The sequence below is a fragment of the Thioclava sp. IC9 genome (assembly GCF_002213225.1).
GTDB classification, from domain to species: domain Bacteria; phylum Pseudomonadota; class Alphaproteobacteria; order Rhodobacterales; family Rhodobacteraceae; genus Thioclava; species Thioclava nitratireducens.
Genome location: NZ_NBNX01000001.1, coordinates 1,198,576 through 1,214,625 on the forward strand (window position 1 = coordinate 1,198,576; position 16,050 = coordinate 1,214,625).

A 16,050-nucleotide genomic window follows, 5' to 3' on the forward strand; every position below is an offset into this window, starting at 1 on the left:
AGGGTGACATTTAAGTCACCCTCAGAAATCCGCCGTCGCCGGGTTCGGCCCGATCCGGCCCGCAGCAGTGTCGATCTGCTTGATCTGCGCCATCTCATGCTCGCTCAGCTCGAAATCGAACACGTCGATATTCTCGCGCATCCGCTCGTGATTGGCGGATTTGGGGATCGTCACGAGGCCCAGCTGGATCTGCCAACGCAAGGTGACTTGTGCGGCGGAGACGCCGTGGCGGGCGGCGATCTCGGTGAGGATCGGGTTCGCGAGCGCCTCGCCCTGACCCAACGGCGACCAGCATTCGGTGGTAATGCCGAGCTTTTCATGCGCCGCGCGCTGGTCGGCCTGCTGGAAGCGTGGATGCAGCTCGATCTGGTTGATCGCGGGTGCCTCGCCGGTCTCCTCGATCAGCCGCTCGAGATGGTCGGGCAAGAAGTTCGACACGCCGATCGCGCGGATTCGGCCGGCGTCGCGCAACTCGATCATGGCCCGCCACGTCTCGACATATTTGTCCTTGGCGGGCATCGGCCAGTGGATCAGGTAGAGATCGAGATAGTCGAAGCCCAGCTTGTCCAACGTCTCGTCGAAGGCGCGCTTGGTTTCGTCATAACCCTGCCGGTCATTCCAGAGCTTTGAGGTCACGAAGATGTCTTCTCGTGCGACGTCGCTGTCCGCGACACCACGGCCCACGCCCGCCTCGTTGCCATAGGCCGCGGCGGTGTCGATGTGGCGATAGCCCGCATCCAGCGCATTACGGATGATGCGCGGTGTCTCGGCATCCTCCATCTTCCAGACGCCGAGGCCAAGTTGCGGGATCTTGATGCCGTCGTTGAGGGTAAGGGTCGGAACGCTCATGGTCGATCTCCTGATTGCCTATTCGGTTGGGCAACAGGTTAGGGCGGCGCCGCGTTCCGGAAAGGCTGTCACGGCGCGGTGAGGTGCAGCGCCGCGCCCCGGGACCGAGCCGCCCCGGGGGTCACTCGATACCTTATTCGCCGCGCGGGAAGCGCTTGTTTTCTTCCAGAACGTTGAGGTTCATGTGATTGCGCATATAGGCCTCGGAGGCTTTTTTCAGCGGTTGATAGTCCCACGGGTACTGGCCGCCCTGACTGAGCGCCTCGTAGACGACCCAGCGGCGGGCCTGACTTGCCCGGACCTCTGCGTCGAAGCGATCCAGATCCCAGCGCTGAGCCGCCTCGGCTTTCAGCGCGGCATAGGCCTCGGCATGGGCAGGGTCGCCCGCGAGGTTCGTCAACTCATGCGGATCGGCCTCGACATCGAAAAGCTGATCGGGATCGAGATTGCACAGATTCAGCTTGTAGCGTCCCTTGCGCAGGCTCACGAGCGGCGCGTAGGACGCTTCGGCCGCGTATTCCATCGCCACCGCCTCTTTCCGGGGTTCGCGGCGGGCTTGCGGCAGCAGGGTCTGCCCGTCGATCCAGGGCGCGATCTCGTCCATCGAGATGCCAGCCAGATCGCAGAGCGTCGGCGTGACGTCGATCGTCGAGACCGGATCGGAGATAAGCCCGGGCTCCAGGCCCGGCGCGGAGATCATCAGCGGCACGCGGGCCGAGCCCTCGTAGAAGCTCATCTTGAACCACAGCCCCCGCGCGCCCAGCATATCGCCGTGATCGGAGACGAAGAGGATCGTGGCCTCCTGGCGCGTGTCTTCGAGCACCTGCAGCAGCTCGCCGATCTTGTCGTCGAGATAGGACAGGTTCGCGAAATAGGCGCGGCGCGACCGGCGGATATCCTCGGTCGTGATGTCGAACTCGCGCCAGTCATTCGCGTCGAAGATCCGCTTCGAATGGTTGTCCTGCTCCTCGTAGTGGATCGTCCCGACCTCGGGTTCGAGATGCGCGCAATCCTCGTAGAGGTCCCAGTATTTCCTCCGCGCGACGTAAGGGTCGTGCGGATGGGTGAAGCTGACGGTCAGCATCCACGGCCGCGCGTCGTTACCCCGCGCCAGATCGTAGAGCTTCATCTTCGCCTCATGGGCGACGTTGTCGTCATATTCCATCTGGTTGGAAATCTCGGCCACCCCTGCCCCGGTGACCGAGCCCATGTTGTGATACCACCAGTCGATCCGCTCGCCGGGCTTGCGGTAATCCGGCGTCCAGCCGAAATCGGCAGGGTAGATATCCGTGGTCAGTCGCTCCTCGAAGCCGTGCAGCTGATCGGGGCCCACGAAATGCATCTTGCCCGAGAGGCAGGTCTGGTAGCCCGCGCGGCGCAGGTGGTGGGCATAGGTGGGAATGTCCGAGCGGAACTCGGCCGCGTTGTCATAGACGCCGTTGCGCGAGGGAAGCTGGCCCGACATGAAGGCCGCGCGTCCAGGCGCGCAGAGCGGCGAGCCGGTATAGGCGTTCTCGAACCGCACCGAACGTTCCGCCAGCTTGCGCAGGTTGGGCGTGTGCAGCCATTCCGCCGGACCATCGGGAAATAGCGTCCCGTTGAGCTGATCGACCATCAGGATCAGGATGTTCGGGCGCGGCCTGCTGTCGTCCTTGGGGGAGGTTTCGAGGTCAGACATTGCGGCGCGCTCCTTTTATTGATCCACGGGTCAACAACCCTGTAGCGATCCAGAGCGGGCAAACGCAAGGGCGCGCCAAGTCAGGCGGCCGCGATGATCCGGGCTTCGTGGCGCTTCAAGCTGGGGCGCGCGGCGAGGTAGCTTTCGGTTCCACAGCTCAATTCCGGGAACAGCGCGAACAGTTCGTCCCGCTGTGCGCGGTCCATATCCTGCATCGTCGCCTGCCCCGGTTGAAAACTTTCGGTCCAGAGTCCGTCGGAGAAGACGATCTCGTGATTGTCGAACATCACGTGGATATAGGTAACCGCCTCGGCCTCTTCGTCGATCTCGATCCCCGGCAGCCCGACGAGATGGCGCGCCGCGGCCAGCACCTCCGGCTCGCCTGCGATCAGCTGCGCGCGCGGCCCGGTCAGCAGAATGCGGTGCTGCGGCGAGACGCGCATCTCGCGCTCGGGCTGGTTCGCGCCCAGCGCGCCCGGTGCGATCTTGATGGAGCGGAATTCCGGCTTGGCCAGAAGTTCCGCAGTGCTGAGTGCGCGGATGCCGATCCAGCGGATGGGCTGGAAGCCGCTGTCGCGAGTCAGGATGCGATCACCGACCTGCAGGCTTTCGACCGGGCAGGGACCGCTATGTGTCGCGATCAGCGTGCCCGGGGTGAAGCAGGGGATGACCTTTTCGATATTCGAGAAACTGACCGTGCCGACGACCGCGCCATTGCCGTCGAAGAAATCGATCGTGCCGTTCTCCGGGTTCGTCGCGTCGCGATGCACGGCGACATTGTTCCAACCCCAGTCGCTGAGGTCGATGATGTCGAAATCATCGCCCGTCTCCGAGCCGTCGATCGTGTCGCCGGGAATGAGATCGATGAACCTGTCGGCATCGGCGCCGCCGACGAGGGTGTCGCCGCCACCGCCCGAGAGCGTATCGTTGCCCGCTCCGCCGTGGAGTTGGTCGCTGCCGACGCCGCCTTGCAAGACGTCGTTCCCGTCGCCACCGGACAGCGTGTCATTGCCGGTGCCGCCGGCAAGACTGTCATTGCCTGCGTCGCCATAGAGCGAGTCATTGCCCGACCCGCCCAGCATGGTGTCGTTACCGGTGCCGCCGTAGAGGATGTCATCCGCGCCCGCGCCGTCGATATAGTCGTCCCCGCCGTTGCCATAGAAGACGTTGGTGTAGCCATCCGTCGGGTCCGAGGAGGCGCCGTCGAAGCCGATCAGCGTATCGTTTCCCGCCGAGCCGTAGATCCCGTCGACGCCGCTGAGCGTGTCGCCCGTCGCATCGCCCCCCGTAGCGGTCCCGGCGCCGAGGTTGATGTTCACAGCGCTCGCGGAGTCGGAATAGTCGACATAGTCCATGCCGGTTCCGCCCGACAGGACGTCGCCGCCCGCGCCGCCATGCAGCGTGTCATTCCCGGTACCGCCCTCGAGCGTATCGGCCCCCGCCCCGCCCTCGAGCGAGTCGCTGCCAGCGCCGCCGATCAGTCGGTCGTTACCCGTCCCGCCAATCAGCGTATCGTTCCCGATACCACCGTCGAGCCAGTCGTTATTCGCGCCGCCATCGAGGGAATCGTTGCCGTCGTTCCCGGTGAGCGTGTCGTTTCCGCTACCGCCGAGGAGCGTGTCATTGCCGGCGCCCCCGATCAGCGAGTTGTTGCCCGACCCGCCGTCGATCAGATCGTCGCCCGTGCCGCCATCGACCGTGTCGTTGCCGAGGCCGGCCAGCACGGTATCGTTGCCGCCATAGGCGCGAATGTAGTCGTCATTGCCGCTGCTGCCCGCGAGGCCCGCATCGTTATTGTCCACGCGGTCTGAGCCATTCGCGATCGGCTCGACATAGTTCACGTCGATCCGGTCCGCCCCAGAGGTGCCGTCGACATAGCCGTCGTCGAAGCCGGTGACGTAGCGGTCCTGCGCGAGGTTCGCGCCGTCGTCGCTGATCACACGCCCTATGGCCATGGACTGGATCGGCTTGGCCTCGTAGGCCGCCGTGGTCGCATCGTTGGACATCTCGGGTGCGAGGAACAGGTGGCCCGAGTTGGTCTGAACGAGGACCGACTGGACTGTCGCGGTCGTGCCGTCCGTATAGGTGAGGGTCGTTTCGTAGATGACGAGGCTGTCGAAGGTGAAATTCGAAACGCCGTTACCGATATCCGTGCGGATCGTATCGTTCGAGGTTGCGTTTCGGGTATCGAGAGCGCCGGACGCCCCGCCGTTATCTATTAGCGTCGCTTCGGTGATATTGCTGAAAAGAGGATCGGTCGAATCCCCAATCGTCATCCCTTCAAGGACACGCGAGTTTTCGACCTTCCAGTTCGACTCGTCGGGATCGAGGTCAAAGGGCGTCCCATTTTGATCAACAACCTGCCCGAGATATATCCAGTTGAACGTCGTGGCCATGTCGCCGCTGCTTTACCTTGTTTTCCGTCAACCGGGCCCAAGCGGGACCGGTCTCCAACCCTCGAAGACTGTGCAAAAACTATCGGGGCCTATGACGTGGCTGCTCGATTTTTATAGTTACTGGTACGCTGACACGGCCCTCATTTGGCGCGGGTTCGTGAACGCCTCGGGGCGCAAATTGGGCGAAACAAGGGCTTTCCGGGCAGGCCGACACGTATAGGGAGAGTAACGGCCACTGGCCGTGAAGGCGCGGAAACTTCGGGAGAAAACTGGTAGGCCCGGCAGGACTTGAACCCGCAACCAAGGCGTTATGAGCGCCCTGCTCTAACCAATTGAGCTACAGGCCCACCATTGCATCTTCCTCTAGTGAGACGACGCGCGGGCGTCAAGAAAGCGCGAACACCCCGCCCCTTCGACGTTGCGGGGGGCGTGCGGTTACGCTAGGGCTTCGGCCAAGAGTTTACTTGCCGGAGTGCGCCGCGATGACCGAGAAAACACAGGGCCTGACCTATGCCGATGCGGGCGTCGATATCGACGCGGGCAATGCGTTGGTGGACCGGATCAAACCCGCGGCCAAGCGCACGCAGCGCTCGGGCACGATGTCGGGTCTGGGCGGCTTCGGGGCGCTCTTCGACCTGAAGGCGGCGGGCTACAACGATCCGATCCTCGTCGGCGCGACCGATGGCGTGGGCACCAAGCTGCGCATCGCGATCGACACCGGAAATGTCGACACGATCGGCATCGACCTCGTGGCGATGTGCGTCAACGATCTGGTCTGCCAAGGCGCCGAGCCTTTGTTCTTCCTGGATTATTTCGCGACCGGCAAGCTCGAGATCGATCAGGCTGCGCGCATCATCGAAGGCATCGCGGAAGGCTGCGCACAATCGGGTTGCGCGCTGATCGGCGGTGAGACGGCGGAGATGCCGGGCATGTATTCCAAGGGCGATTTCGACCTCGCGGGCTTCGCGGTCGGCGCGATGGAACGCGGCTCGGACCTGCCCGCTGGCGTGGCCGAGGGTGACGTGCTTCTGGGCCTCGGCTCGAACGGCGTGCATTCCAACGGCTATTCCTTCGTACGCAAGGTGGTCGAGATGTCCGGCCTTGGCTGGGACGCTGACTGTCCCTTCGGTGAGGGCTCGCTTGGCGAGGCACTGCTGGCGCCAACCCGCCTCTACGTCAAACAATGCCTGGCCGCGGTGCGCGCAGGTGGCGTTCATGCGCTCGCCCATATCACCGGCGGCGGTCTGACCGAGAACCTGCCCCGCGTTCTGCCCGAGGGCATGGGCGCCACGATCGACCTCAATGCCTGGGAACTGCCCGGCGTGTTCCGCTGGCTCGCCGAAACCGCTTCGATGGAAGAGCGTGAGCTGCTCAAGACCTTCAATTGCGGCATCGGCATGATCGTCGTCGTCGCAGCTGACAAGGCCGACGAGATCGCCACCCTGCTGGCGAGTGAAGGCGAAACCGTCACCCGCATCGGCACCGTCACCTCCGAACAGGGCATCGCCTACGAGGGCGCACTGCTGTGATCCGTGTCGCGATCCTGATCTCGGGCGGCGGCTCGAACATGGTCCGTCTGGTCGAGAGCATGGCAGAGGACCACCCTGCCCGCCCGGTGCTGGTCGCGTCGAACGATGCGAAAGCCGGGGGGCTGGAGAAGGCCGCGCGGATGGGCGTGCCGACCGCCGCCATCGACCACCGCCCCTATGGCAAGGACCGCGCCGGCTTCGAGGCCGAGCTGCTGAAGCCGATCCTCGCCGCGAAACCCGATGTGCTTTGCCTTGCGGGCTTCATGCGGGTGCTGACGCCGGAATTCGTGGCGCGGTTCGAGGGTCGGATGCTGAACATCCACCCCTCGCTTTTGCCGAAATATCCCGGCCTGCACACCCATAAGCGCGCGATCGAGGCAGGCGATGCGGTGGCGGGCTGCACGGTGCACGAGGTGACGCCGGTGCTCGACGAGGGGCCGATCCTCGGCCAGGCGCGCGTTCCGATCGAGGCAGGCGACACCCCCGACGACCTCGCGGCCCGCGTGCTGGTGCAGGAACATCGCCTCTACCCGGCCGTGCTGCGTCGCTTCGCCGAGGGCGACCGCACCCCAGTCTATCTCTGAACGCGCCCCCAAGCGTTTCCCGGTAAGCACGCTCACGCCGAAATGCGCCGCACCCGCTTGCGAGCAGCCGCCGCTTCGCGCATGACAAGCACATGGAAACGAACCCGGATACGGCCCCGCGCGGGCGCATGATCGCCCCAGACCTGATCCGGGCCATAGCACTGATCGGGATGGCGATCTTCCACCTGACATACGATCTCGAGAATTTCGGCTTCGTGCCGCGCGGCACGGTCTTCCATCCGGCCTTTCTCGATTTCGCGCGTGTCGTTGCCAGTACGTTCATCTTCATGGCCGGCGTCAGCCTCGTCCTCGCCCATCGCCACGGTTTCCGGGCGGCCCCGTTCTGGCGGCGGCTGGGGAAGGTGGTGGTTGCGGCGGCGCTGGTGAGCGCGGCGACCTACGTGATGATGCCGGAATATTTCATCTATTACGGCATCCTGCATTCCATCGCGGTCAGCTCGCTCATCGGCGCGGCGCTGTTGTTCCTACCGTGGATCCTGCTCGCGGCGCTTGGCGTGATCGCGGTCTGGGTGCATCTGAACTACGCCTTCGAGTTGTTCAACCAGCCGTGGCTCTGGTGGCTGGGTCTCTCGACCCACTGGCGCCCGTCGATGGATTTCGAGCCGGTCTTCCCGTGGATCGGGCCGTTCCTTGTCGGGATGGGGGCTGCGAAACTGCTCGACCGTCTGGGGTACTGGAAACGGGCCGCGCGCTACCAGCCCGATCAGACCCGCGGGGTGATGAAAATCGCGTTGTTCGCGGGCCGCCACACCCTGCCGATCTATCTGATCCACCAGCCCATCCTCTACGGGCTAACCTGGGCCGCGTTCCTTCTGCAGCACTGAAACTTGCGCTTCTGCCACGCTATCAGGGCCGCGACGCGCCCGACCCTTCCCTTTTGTCCTATGAAGGTCTAGGGAATTTGCACCTGCGCGGGATGAGCCCGCACCGAATTGAAAGCGCGATATGCAGACTATCACCACGACCGAGGCCCTCGCGGCCTTCTGCGAAAAGGCCAAGCAAGAGCCCTACGTCACCGTCGACACCGAATTTTTGCGCGAGCGGACCTACTGGTCCAAGCTTTGCCTCGTGCAGATGGCGCTCCCCGATCATGGCGAGACCGAAGGCGAGGCCGTTCTGGTCGATCCGCTGTCCGACGACCTCTCGCTCGAGCCGCTCTACGATCTTTTCCGCCACAAGGAGACCGTGAAGGTCTTCCACGCAGCCCGGCAGGATCTGGAGATTTTCTACACCGACGCGCAGGTCTTTCCCGATCCGCTGTTCGACACGCAAATCGCCGCGATGGTCTGCGGCTTTGGCGAGCAGGTGGGTTACGAGACGCTGGTGCGCAAGATCGCCAAGCAGTCGCTCGACAAATCCTCGCGCTTCACCGACTGGTCGCGCCGTCCGCTGACCGAGGCACAGAAGAAATACGCGATCGCCGATGTCACCCATCTGCGCGTGATCTACGAATTCCTCGACGAACAGCTGAAGAAAACGGGACGCGATGCCTGGGTCGAAGAGGAAGAGGCGGTTCTGCTGAACCCCGAGACCTATATCAACCGCCCCGCAGAGGCGTGGAAGCGCGTGAAGACGCGGACCAATTCGGGCCGTTTCCTCGCCATCGTGCGCGAGCTGGCGCAGTTCCGTGAAGGTTACGCCCAGAACCGCAACATCCCGCGGAGCCGTATCTTCAAGGATGACGCGCTGCTGGAGCTGGCCTCGACCAAGCCGACCTCGATCGACGAGTTGGGCAAGTCGCGGTTGTTGCTGCGCGAGGCCCGCAAGGGCGAGATCGCCGAGGGCATCCTTACGGCGGTGCGCGAAGGGCTCGAGATGCCCAACGAGAAGCTGCCCCGCCCCGACAATCAGGCCCAACAACTGCAAGTCGACACCGCGCTTGGCGATCTGCTGCGCGTGCTGCTGAAGGCGAAATCGCAGCAGGCGGGCGTCGCCGCGAAGCTGATCGCGACCTCGTCCGATCTCGACCGCATCGCCGCTGGCAAGCGCGACGTGGCCGCCCTGCAGGGCTGGCGCGCCGAGGTCTTCGGGCATGACGCGCTGCGTCTGGCCAAAGGCGAAGTGGCCCTGACCGCCGATAGCGGCGCGGTAAAGCTGGTCGACGTTTAAGGGGCACCGGAGGCGCTGCGCCTGAACGCCGGGTGGGCGCCCACTTCTTTGGTAGTCTTCGAAAGTTTCGGAAGCATTCAATGCGCGCGTTGAATCCACCAAAGCGCCCGCCCGAGGGGCGGTCGGGCGCTGCCCGGGCCGCTGAAGCGGCTGATCCGGACAAGGCGACAAGAGAAAGGCCCGGGTTCTCCCGAGCCTCATCTAAATCAACTGAAGTGACGATCAGCGTGCCACGGACCGCGCGTTGGACACACCCTGCACCACGATCTTCCGCACGCCCTGCAGCTTGTAATTGTTGAGAAACGCTGCCGCCGAGACCTCGCGCGATTGCGGGTTCATCACGCGGCGCGCATCGGGGCTGTCGGCGGGCGGCGGCGAGACCATGAAGACATAGGTCACCGTGCCGTTCTCATCCGGTGCGCCGCTGTTCAGCGGAACCAGATCGGTGTCCCAGTAGCCTTGCGTCGGCGGCAGCCCCATCGCGGTGATGATCGCACCCGAAGGGATCTTCTCGACTGAGAGCGAGGAGACCTGCGCGACCTGCTGCTGGTTCGGCTTGCCGACCTTCACGGGGTAGCCGCCCCGCGGGGCGAGTGTCTGCACCGGCGCGGCCGTGTCGCGCCCGAACCAGTTGAACGGGTTGAGCTTGCTGTCACGGATGGTGCCGCAGCCTGCGGTGGTGAGCGTCAGGGCAAGTGCCGCGATCAGGGCTTTGTTCATGATGGCTCCGATACTGTCCCGGGTCTGGACCCGATTTCGTGGTAGCCCATTGCGGCGCTTTTGAAAAGCCGCGTCTGGACCCTCGGGCGCGAACCCGTTACCCAAGAGACAATTCCCTGTCCCAAGGAGCGAGTGACCATGGCGCGCGAAGCCTTTGAAGAGATTGCCGAGACCTTCGAATTTCTCGACGACTGGGAGGACCGCTACCGTCACGTGATCGAGCTGGGCCGCGAATTGCCGCCCCTCGACGATGCGGTGAAGGTGCCTGCGACCAAGGTGGAGGGCTGTGCGAGCCAGGTCTGGCTGCTGCCCCGGATCGAGGGGACCGGCCCGAATGCGGTGTTCGACTTTCAGGGCGAGAGCGATGCGATGATCGTGCAGGGCCTCATCGCGATCCTGCATGCGCTCTATTCGGGGCTGACCGCCGAAGAGGTGCTGGAGGTCGACGCTCCCGCCGAGCTGGGCCGTCTGGGCCTCAACGACCACCTATCGGCACAGCGCTCGAACGGGTTGCGCGCGATGGTGGAGCGTATCCGCAAGCTGGCCGGTGAGGCTGCGGGGTCGTAAGGCCCTAGGTTTCCAAGTGAGACGACGCCCGGGGCTGCCAGCCCCGCGCCGATCACCCCAAACGAAAACGGCCGGTCCAGCGACCGGCCGTTTCCCATTTCCCTGCCCTGCTGATCAGTCGATCAGCGGCAGCAGCTGGTTCACCGAGTCCTTGGCGTCGCCATAGAACATCCGGGTGTTCTCCTTGTAGAACAGCGGGTTCTCGATACCCGAATAACCGGTACCCTGACCGCGCTTCGAGACGAAGACCTGCTTGGCCCTCCAGACTTCCAGAACCGGCATGCCAGCGATCGGCGAGTTCGGATCTTCCTGTGCGGCGGGGTTCACGATGTCGTTCGAGCCGATGACGATCACTACGTCGGTATCGGGGAAGTCCTCGTTGATCTCGTCCATTTCCAGAACGATGTCGTAAGGCACTTTCGCCTCGGCCAGCAGCACGTTCATGTGCCCCGGCAGACGACCCGCGACCGGGTGGATCGCGAAGCGGACTTCCTTGCCCTGGCTGCGCAGCTTGCGGGTCAGTTCCGACACCGCCTGCTGAGCCTGCGCCACCGCCATGCCGTAGCCCGGCACGATGATCACGCTGTCCGCGTCGCGCAGAGCGGAGGCCACGCCGTCCGCGTCGATCGCGATCTGCTCGCCCTCGACTTCCATCGCGGGACCGGAGGTACCGCCGAAGCCGCCGAGGATAACGCTGATGAACGAGCGGTTCATCGCCTTGCACATGATGTAGGACAGGATCGCACCCGAGGAGCCGACCAGCGCGCCGACCACGATCAGAAGATCGTTGCCCAGCGAGAAGCCGATCGCCGCCGCAGCCCAGCCCGAATAGGAGTTCAGCATCGACACCACGACCGGCATATCGGCGCCGCCGATGCCCATGATCAGGTGGTAGCCGATGAAGAACGCCAGAAGGGTCATCAGGATCAGCGCCCAGGCCCCTGCCCCGTTGATGAACGCGATCAGCAGGATCACCGAGAGGATCGCGGCAGTCGCATTGAGGATATGCCCGCCCGGCAGCTTGGTGGCCTTCGAGGTCACCTTGCCCGCGAGCTTGCCGAACGCGACCACAGACCCGGTGAAGGTCACGGCCCCGATGAACACGCCGAGGAACAGTTCGACGCGCAGGATCGACAGTTCGACCGGCGTCTTGTGCGCGATCAGAGCGGCGAAGCCCTTCAGCGCGTGCTGCTCTTCCACGCCCATCGCGCCGACGCGCGCCATCTCGATATAGGCGTTATAGCCCACGAAGACGGCGGCAAGACCGACCAGCGAGTGCATCGCGGCAACCAGCTGCGGCATTTCCGTCATCTGCACCCGGTTCGCCACGAACCAGCCGATGATGCCACCAGCCGCGATCAGGATCACCGAGAGAAGCCACAGACCCGAGCCGGGGCCGATCAGCGTCGCCAGAACCGCAAGTCCCATGCCGACGATGCCATACCACACCGCCCGTTTCGCGCTTTCCTGCCCCGAAAGGCCGCCCAGCGAGAGGATGAAGAGAACTGCCGCGACGACATAGGCGGCGGTCGAGAATCCGTTTTCCATTACGCTCTCCCCCTCTTACGACTTCTGGAACATGGCGAGCATGCGCCGGGTGACCATGAAGCCACCGAAGATGTTGATCCCGGCCATGAACACCGACAGCGCTGCGAGCACGATCACGAGCCACGAGCCCGAACCGATCTGCAACAGTGCGCCGAGGATGATGATCGACGATATCGCGTTGGTCACAGCCATCAGCGGCGTGTGCAGCGAGTGCGAGACGTTCCAGATCACCTGGAAGCCCACGAAACAGCTGAGCACGAAGACGATGAAGTGCTGCATGAAGCTGGCCGGTGCGACGAGGCCCACGCCCAGAAGCACGATCGCGCCCACGGCGAGCAGCGTCACCTGATTGCGGGTCTGCTTCCTGAACGCAGCGACCTCATTGGCGCGCTTTTCCTCCGGCGTCAGCTCCTTGGCCTTTTCCTTCGGCTTCTGCGCCGCAATCGCGGCCACCTTGGGTTTCGGCGGCGGGAAGGTGATCTCGCCCTGATAGGCCACGGTCGCGCCGCGGATCACGTCGTCTTCCATGTCATGGACGACGACACCGTCCTTCTCGGGCGTCAGATCCGTCATCATGTGACGGATATTGGTCGCGTAGAGCGTCGAGCTCTGCGTCGCCATGCGGCTCGGGAAATCGGTGTAGCCGACGATGGTCACGCCATTGTCGCTCACGATCTTCTGGTCCGGCACGGTCAGTTCGCAGTTGCCGCCACGCTCGGCGGCGAGGTCGACGATCACCGAGCCCGGCTTCATCGCCTCGACCATGTCCTTGGTCCAAAGCACGGGCGCATCGCGGCCCGGGATCAGCGCGGTGGTGATGACGATGTCGATATCGGGCGCCAGTTCGCGGAATTTCGCGAGCTGCGCTTCGCGGAATTCCGGACTGGAAGGCTTGGCGTAGCCGCCCGTCTCCGCGCCGTCGGTCTGGCTTTCCTCGAAATCAAGATAGACGAATTCCGCGCCCATCGACTCGATCTGCTCGGCCACTTCGGGACGCACGTCGAACGCATAGGTGATCGCACCCAGCGAGGTCGAAGCCCCGATCGCGGCAAGACCGGCCACACCGGCACCAACAACGAGCACTTTCGCCGGCGGAACCTTACCTGCCGCCGTCACCTGACCGGTGAAGAAGCGGCCGAAATTGTTGCCTGCCTCGAGCACCGCACGGTAGCCTGCGATATTGGCCATGGAGGACAGCGCATCCATCTTCTGCGCGCGCGAAATCCGCGGGACCATGTCCATCGCGATCACGTTCGCACCGGTCTTCTCGGCGGCTTTCAGAAGCTCTTCGTTCTGGGCCGGGTAGAAGAACGAGATCAGGGTCTGGCCGGGCTTGAGGCGCTTGACCTCCGTATCGCTCGGCGGCCGAACCTTGATGACGAAATCCACGTCCTTGAACAGCGCGGCGGCGGTTTTGACGACGGTCACATTCGCGGCCTCGTAAGCCTCGTCTGTGAAGCCGGCACGGACGCCTGCTCCGGTCTCGATGAAGCACTCATGGCCCAGCTTTTGCAGCTGCAAAGCCGAGTCGGGCGTCATGGCGACCCGCGCCTCGCCCTCGAAAATCTCCTTTGGAGCTCCGATTTTCACTCTAACTCCCCCTTGGATAGCGGTGCGTTTAGCCGCTGGCCTGCGCACCCGGAATCTTGCGACGTACTCCTTAGCATCGCGCAATAATGTTTCACAAGCAGCTATGGCTCGTAAAACCTTCTTAATCGCTCACAGCGCCACCCACCGGTTCGTGTATACCATAGAATACCGAAATTCGGGGTAATTTATTTAGCTAGATCAGGGTGTTATGGCGCGCCTTTTCAGCTGCTGCGCGATTGCGGCAACATCAGATTTTTTTGCGCCCGCAGCACTTTGCCGCGGCCCGATCAGAGCCAGCGACGGGTCCGGGCACGATAGGCGGTGTAGGTTTCGCCGAAATGCGCCGCGATCCTTGCTTCTTCGCCAAGAATGTAGCGCCGTGTGATGAACCACATGAAAACTGGCACCAGCAGAAGCCCCAAAGGCGCGTGCCAGATCAGCGCAAGCCCGGCCAGCACCAGCGCATCGCCCAGATAGATCGGGTTGCGCGACAGCGCGAAGACGCCGGAGGTCACAAGCTCGGACGGGTCACGGCGCGGAATGAAGGTGGTGCGGCGGAGCAGCATCTGACCCACCGCGACCAGCATCAACGCGAGCCCGAGCGCGATCGCGATCAGCCCGAGCGCGCGGTCATATCGAAAAGGCATCGGCACGACCTGCCCCAGCGCCCAGACCAGCGCCGCGAACAGCACGAGCCAGAGCGGCGGGATATCGATCTCGCGCAGAGGGTTCATCGCGAACAGCTCAGAGCTTGTACACGGTGAGTTCGGGCAGATCGGTCAGCGGCACCTCGAGCAGACGCAGCGCAGGCAGCGACACTTCCGAACCAGAGCCTGCCGCCTTGCCCGACGGGATCAGCGTGACCTTCGCCGACTTCCCGGTCTTCGGGTCCTCGACCCGGCCGGGGGTCTCGCTTTTCACCAGCCCGGTCTTTACCCAGAAGCCCGGATCGGCGGGATCGCCGAGGCTCGCGATGGTTGTGCCGAGCTTGGTCTCGCCGCCCACGGGTTTCTTCGCAGCCTCGGCACGCTGTTCCGCCGTGGTGGTGTCGAGGGAATCGGCAGATTTCGCACTGGGCTTCGGGATCGGGGCCGCATCCGGCACGGTCGCGGGGCCGCGCGCTGTCGCAGAATTCGGGGCGGCTGCGTTGGGACCGTTGAGCCCCAGCGTGGCGCAGCCCGCAATCGGCATCATCAATACGAGCGCGAGGATCGGGCGAGCGAGGGGTTTGCGCATTCGAAATCTCCTTGAAATCTCACCGAGCCTATGCCCAGTCCGCGCCCGGTGTCACCCCCTCGCACAATCGCCTGCCCGGCGACCGATCCGCTTCGATCCGCGCGACGGCCCTTGCCGCCCCCCGTCACGCGCCTTACCTTCCGCAACATGGAAAACACGCCCCTCATCGACCCCTTCGCCCGCCCGATCGACTATTTGCGGGTCTCGGTCACCGATCGCTGCGATTTTCGCTGCACCTATTGCATGGCCGAACACATGCAGTTCCTGCCGAAAAAGGAACTGCTGACCCTCGAGGAACTGGACCGGCTCTGCTCTACCTTCATCCGCCTCGGCGTGAAGAAGCTGCGCATCACCGGGGGCGAGCCGCTGGTACGGCGTGACATCATGACCTTCTTCCGCTCGATCGCGCGCCATCTCGACACCGGCGACCTGCGCGAGCTTACGCTGACCACCAATGGCTCGCAGCTTGCGAAATTCGCCGATGATCTCGCAGCTTTGGGGATGAAGCGGATCAACGTCTCGCTCGACACGCTGGATGCCGACAAATTCGCGAAGATCACCCGCTGGGGGCGGCTCGAACAGGTTCTGAAGGGGCTGGAGGCCGCGAAACGCGCTGGCCTCAAGGTCAAGATCAACACCGTCGCGCTGAAGGGCTTCAACGAGGACGAGCTGTTCACCCTGATCGACTGGTGCGCGGCGGAAGGCTTCGATCTGACCTTCATCGAAGTGATGCCGATGGGCGAGATGGGTGACGACCTGCGGCTCGATCAATACTGGCCGCTGTCAGATGTGCGCAAGGCGATGGCCGAACGCTTCACCCTGACCGATCTGGCGGAATCGACCGGCGGACCTGCGCGCTACGTCCGGCTGGAAGAAAGCGGCCAGAAGATCGGCTTCATCACGCCGCTGACGCATAACTTCTGTGAGAACTGCAACCGTGTGCGGGTGACCTGCACGGGCGAGCTGTTCATGTGCCTCGGCCAGGAGGACAACGCCGATCTGCGCGCACCCCTGCGGGCCAGCGAGGACGACGCGGCACTGGAAGCGGCGATCCGCGAGGCAATCTCGCGCAAACCCAAGGGCCATGATTTCGACTATTCGCGCCAGACCGTCTCGGGCCAGATGTCGCGCCACATGAGCCATACCGGCGGTTGACAGTTACCGGCCTGCGTTCGCCGTAAACGCAGCGCAGGTCTCGGGCAACTCACGGGAATTTGGTGTCG

14 protein-coding genes and 1 tRNA gene are annotated in these 16,050 nt (G+C 63.9%); 6 read left to right on the forward strand and 9 right to left on the reverse strand.

All coding sequences use genetic code 11. The features are described from left to right. Positions 1-21: 21 nt before the first annotated feature. The 4 genes from B6V76_RS05515 to B6V76_RS05530 all read right to left on the reverse strand — a co-directional run bounded on the left by B6V76_RS05515 (position 22) and on the right by B6V76_RS05530 (position 5,270). On the reverse strand, positions 22-849 hold the full coding sequence (locus tag B6V76_RS05515; protein WP_088718942.1) for an aldo/keto reductase: 828 nt from the start codon (positions 847-849) through the stop codon (positions 22-24). 133 nt (positions 850-982) lie between these two features. Further along, the gene (betC, locus tag B6V76_RS05520) at positions 983-2,527 is read right to left on the reverse strand and encodes a choline-sulfatase (protein WP_088726863.1); all 1,545 of its coding nucleotides are present in this window, start codon (positions 2,525-2,527) and stop codon (positions 983-985) included. Between the two features lie 80 nt (positions 2,528-2,607). Next, on the reverse strand, positions 2,608-4,923 hold the full coding sequence (locus tag B6V76_RS05525) for a Hint domain-containing protein (protein ID WP_240497802.1): 2,316 nt from the start codon (positions 4,921-4,923) through the stop codon (positions 2,608-2,610). 270 nt (positions 4,924-5,193) lie between these two features. Further along, positions 5,194-5,270: transfer RNA gene (locus B6V76_RS05530), tRNA-Ile, on the reverse strand. Between the two features lie 135 nt (positions 5,271-5,405). Between B6V76_RS05530 and purM the strand changes: the two genes are divergently transcribed. The 4 genes from purM (at position 5,406) to rnd (ending at position 9,166) form a co-directional block, all read left to right on the forward strand. Then, entirely contained in the window at positions 5,406-6,452 is a 1,047-nt protein-coding gene (gene purM / locus B6V76_RS05535) for a phosphoribosylformylglycinamidine cyclo-ligase (RefSeq protein ID WP_088726864.1), read from the forward strand. Beyond that, positions 6,449-7,036: a phosphoribosylglycinamide formyltransferase gene (purN, locus tag B6V76_RS05540; protein WP_088718945.1), complete on the forward strand. Its 588-nt coding sequence runs from the start codon at positions 6,449-6,451 to the stop codon at positions 7,034-7,036. Before purM ends, purN begins: the two co-directional genes overlap by 4 nt. Before the next feature lie 92 nt (positions 7,037-7,128). Next, positions 7,129-7,881, forward strand: a complete 753-nt coding sequence (locus B6V76_RS05545) for a heparan-alpha-glucosaminide N-acetyltransferase (RefSeq protein ID WP_088726865.1) — start codon at positions 7,129-7,131, stop codon at positions 7,879-7,881. Positions 7,882-8,002: 121 nt separating this feature from the next. After that, positions 8,003-9,166: a ribonuclease D gene (gene rnd / locus B6V76_RS05550; RefSeq protein WP_075774405.1), complete on the forward strand. Its 1,164-nt coding sequence runs from the start codon at positions 8,003-8,005 to the stop codon at positions 9,164-9,166. A gap of 222 nt (positions 9,167-9,388) precedes the next feature. Here rnd and B6V76_RS05555 read toward each other — a convergent pair whose 3' ends face one another. Beyond that, positions 9,389-9,886: a hypothetical protein gene (locus B6V76_RS05555; protein WP_088718948.1), complete on the reverse strand. Its 498-nt coding sequence runs from the start codon at positions 9,884-9,886 to the stop codon at positions 9,389-9,391. A 138-nt stretch (positions 9,887-10,024) separates the two neighbouring features. On the opposite strand from B6V76_RS05555, the gene B6V76_RS05560 reads away from it, so the two are divergent. Next, positions 10,025-10,453 (forward strand): SufE family protein, encoded by a 429-nt coding sequence (locus B6V76_RS05560; RefSeq protein WP_088725123.1) that lies wholly within the window; start codon positions 10,025-10,027, stop codon positions 10,451-10,453. A 114-nt stretch (positions 10,454-10,567) separates the two neighbouring features. On the opposite strand, the gene B6V76_RS05565 is transcribed toward B6V76_RS05560, so the two are convergent. From B6V76_RS05565 to B6V76_RS05580, 4 genes are all read right to left on the reverse strand, one after another. Further along, the gene (locus B6V76_RS05565) at positions 10,568-12,001 is read right to left on the reverse strand and encodes an NAD(P)(+) transhydrogenase (Re/Si-specific) subunit beta (protein WP_088721831.1); all 1,434 of its coding nucleotides are present in this window, start codon (positions 11,999-12,001) and stop codon (positions 10,568-10,570) included. A gap of 15 nt (positions 12,002-12,016) precedes the next feature. Beyond that, positions 12,017-13,591, reverse strand: a complete 1,575-nt coding sequence (locus B6V76_RS05570; protein WP_088726866.1) for a Re/Si-specific NAD(P)(+) transhydrogenase subunit alpha — start codon at positions 13,589-13,591, stop codon at positions 12,017-12,019. 287 nt (positions 13,592-13,878) lie between these two features. Then, on the reverse strand, positions 13,879-14,325 hold the full coding sequence (locus B6V76_RS05575) for an isoprenylcysteine carboxylmethyltransferase family protein (protein WP_240497028.1): 447 nt from the start codon (positions 14,323-14,325) through the stop codon (positions 13,879-13,881). A 10-nt stretch (positions 14,326-14,335) separates the two neighbouring features. Continuing rightward, positions 14,336-14,827 carry a D-galactarate dehydratase gene (locus B6V76_RS05580; RefSeq protein WP_240497803.1) on the reverse strand — a complete coding sequence of 164 codons (492 nt, stop codon included), beginning with the start codon at positions 14,825-14,827 and terminating at the stop codon, positions 14,336-14,338. A 147-nt stretch (positions 14,828-14,974) separates the two neighbouring features. Between B6V76_RS05580 and moaA the strand changes: the two genes are divergently transcribed. Further along, the gene (gene moaA / locus B6V76_RS05585; protein ID WP_088725125.1) at positions 14,975-15,982 is read left to right on the forward strand and encodes a GTP 3',8-cyclase MoaA; all 1,008 of its coding nucleotides are present in this window, start codon (positions 14,975-14,977) and stop codon (positions 15,980-15,982) included. Positions 15,983-16,050: the final 68 nt, after the last annotated feature.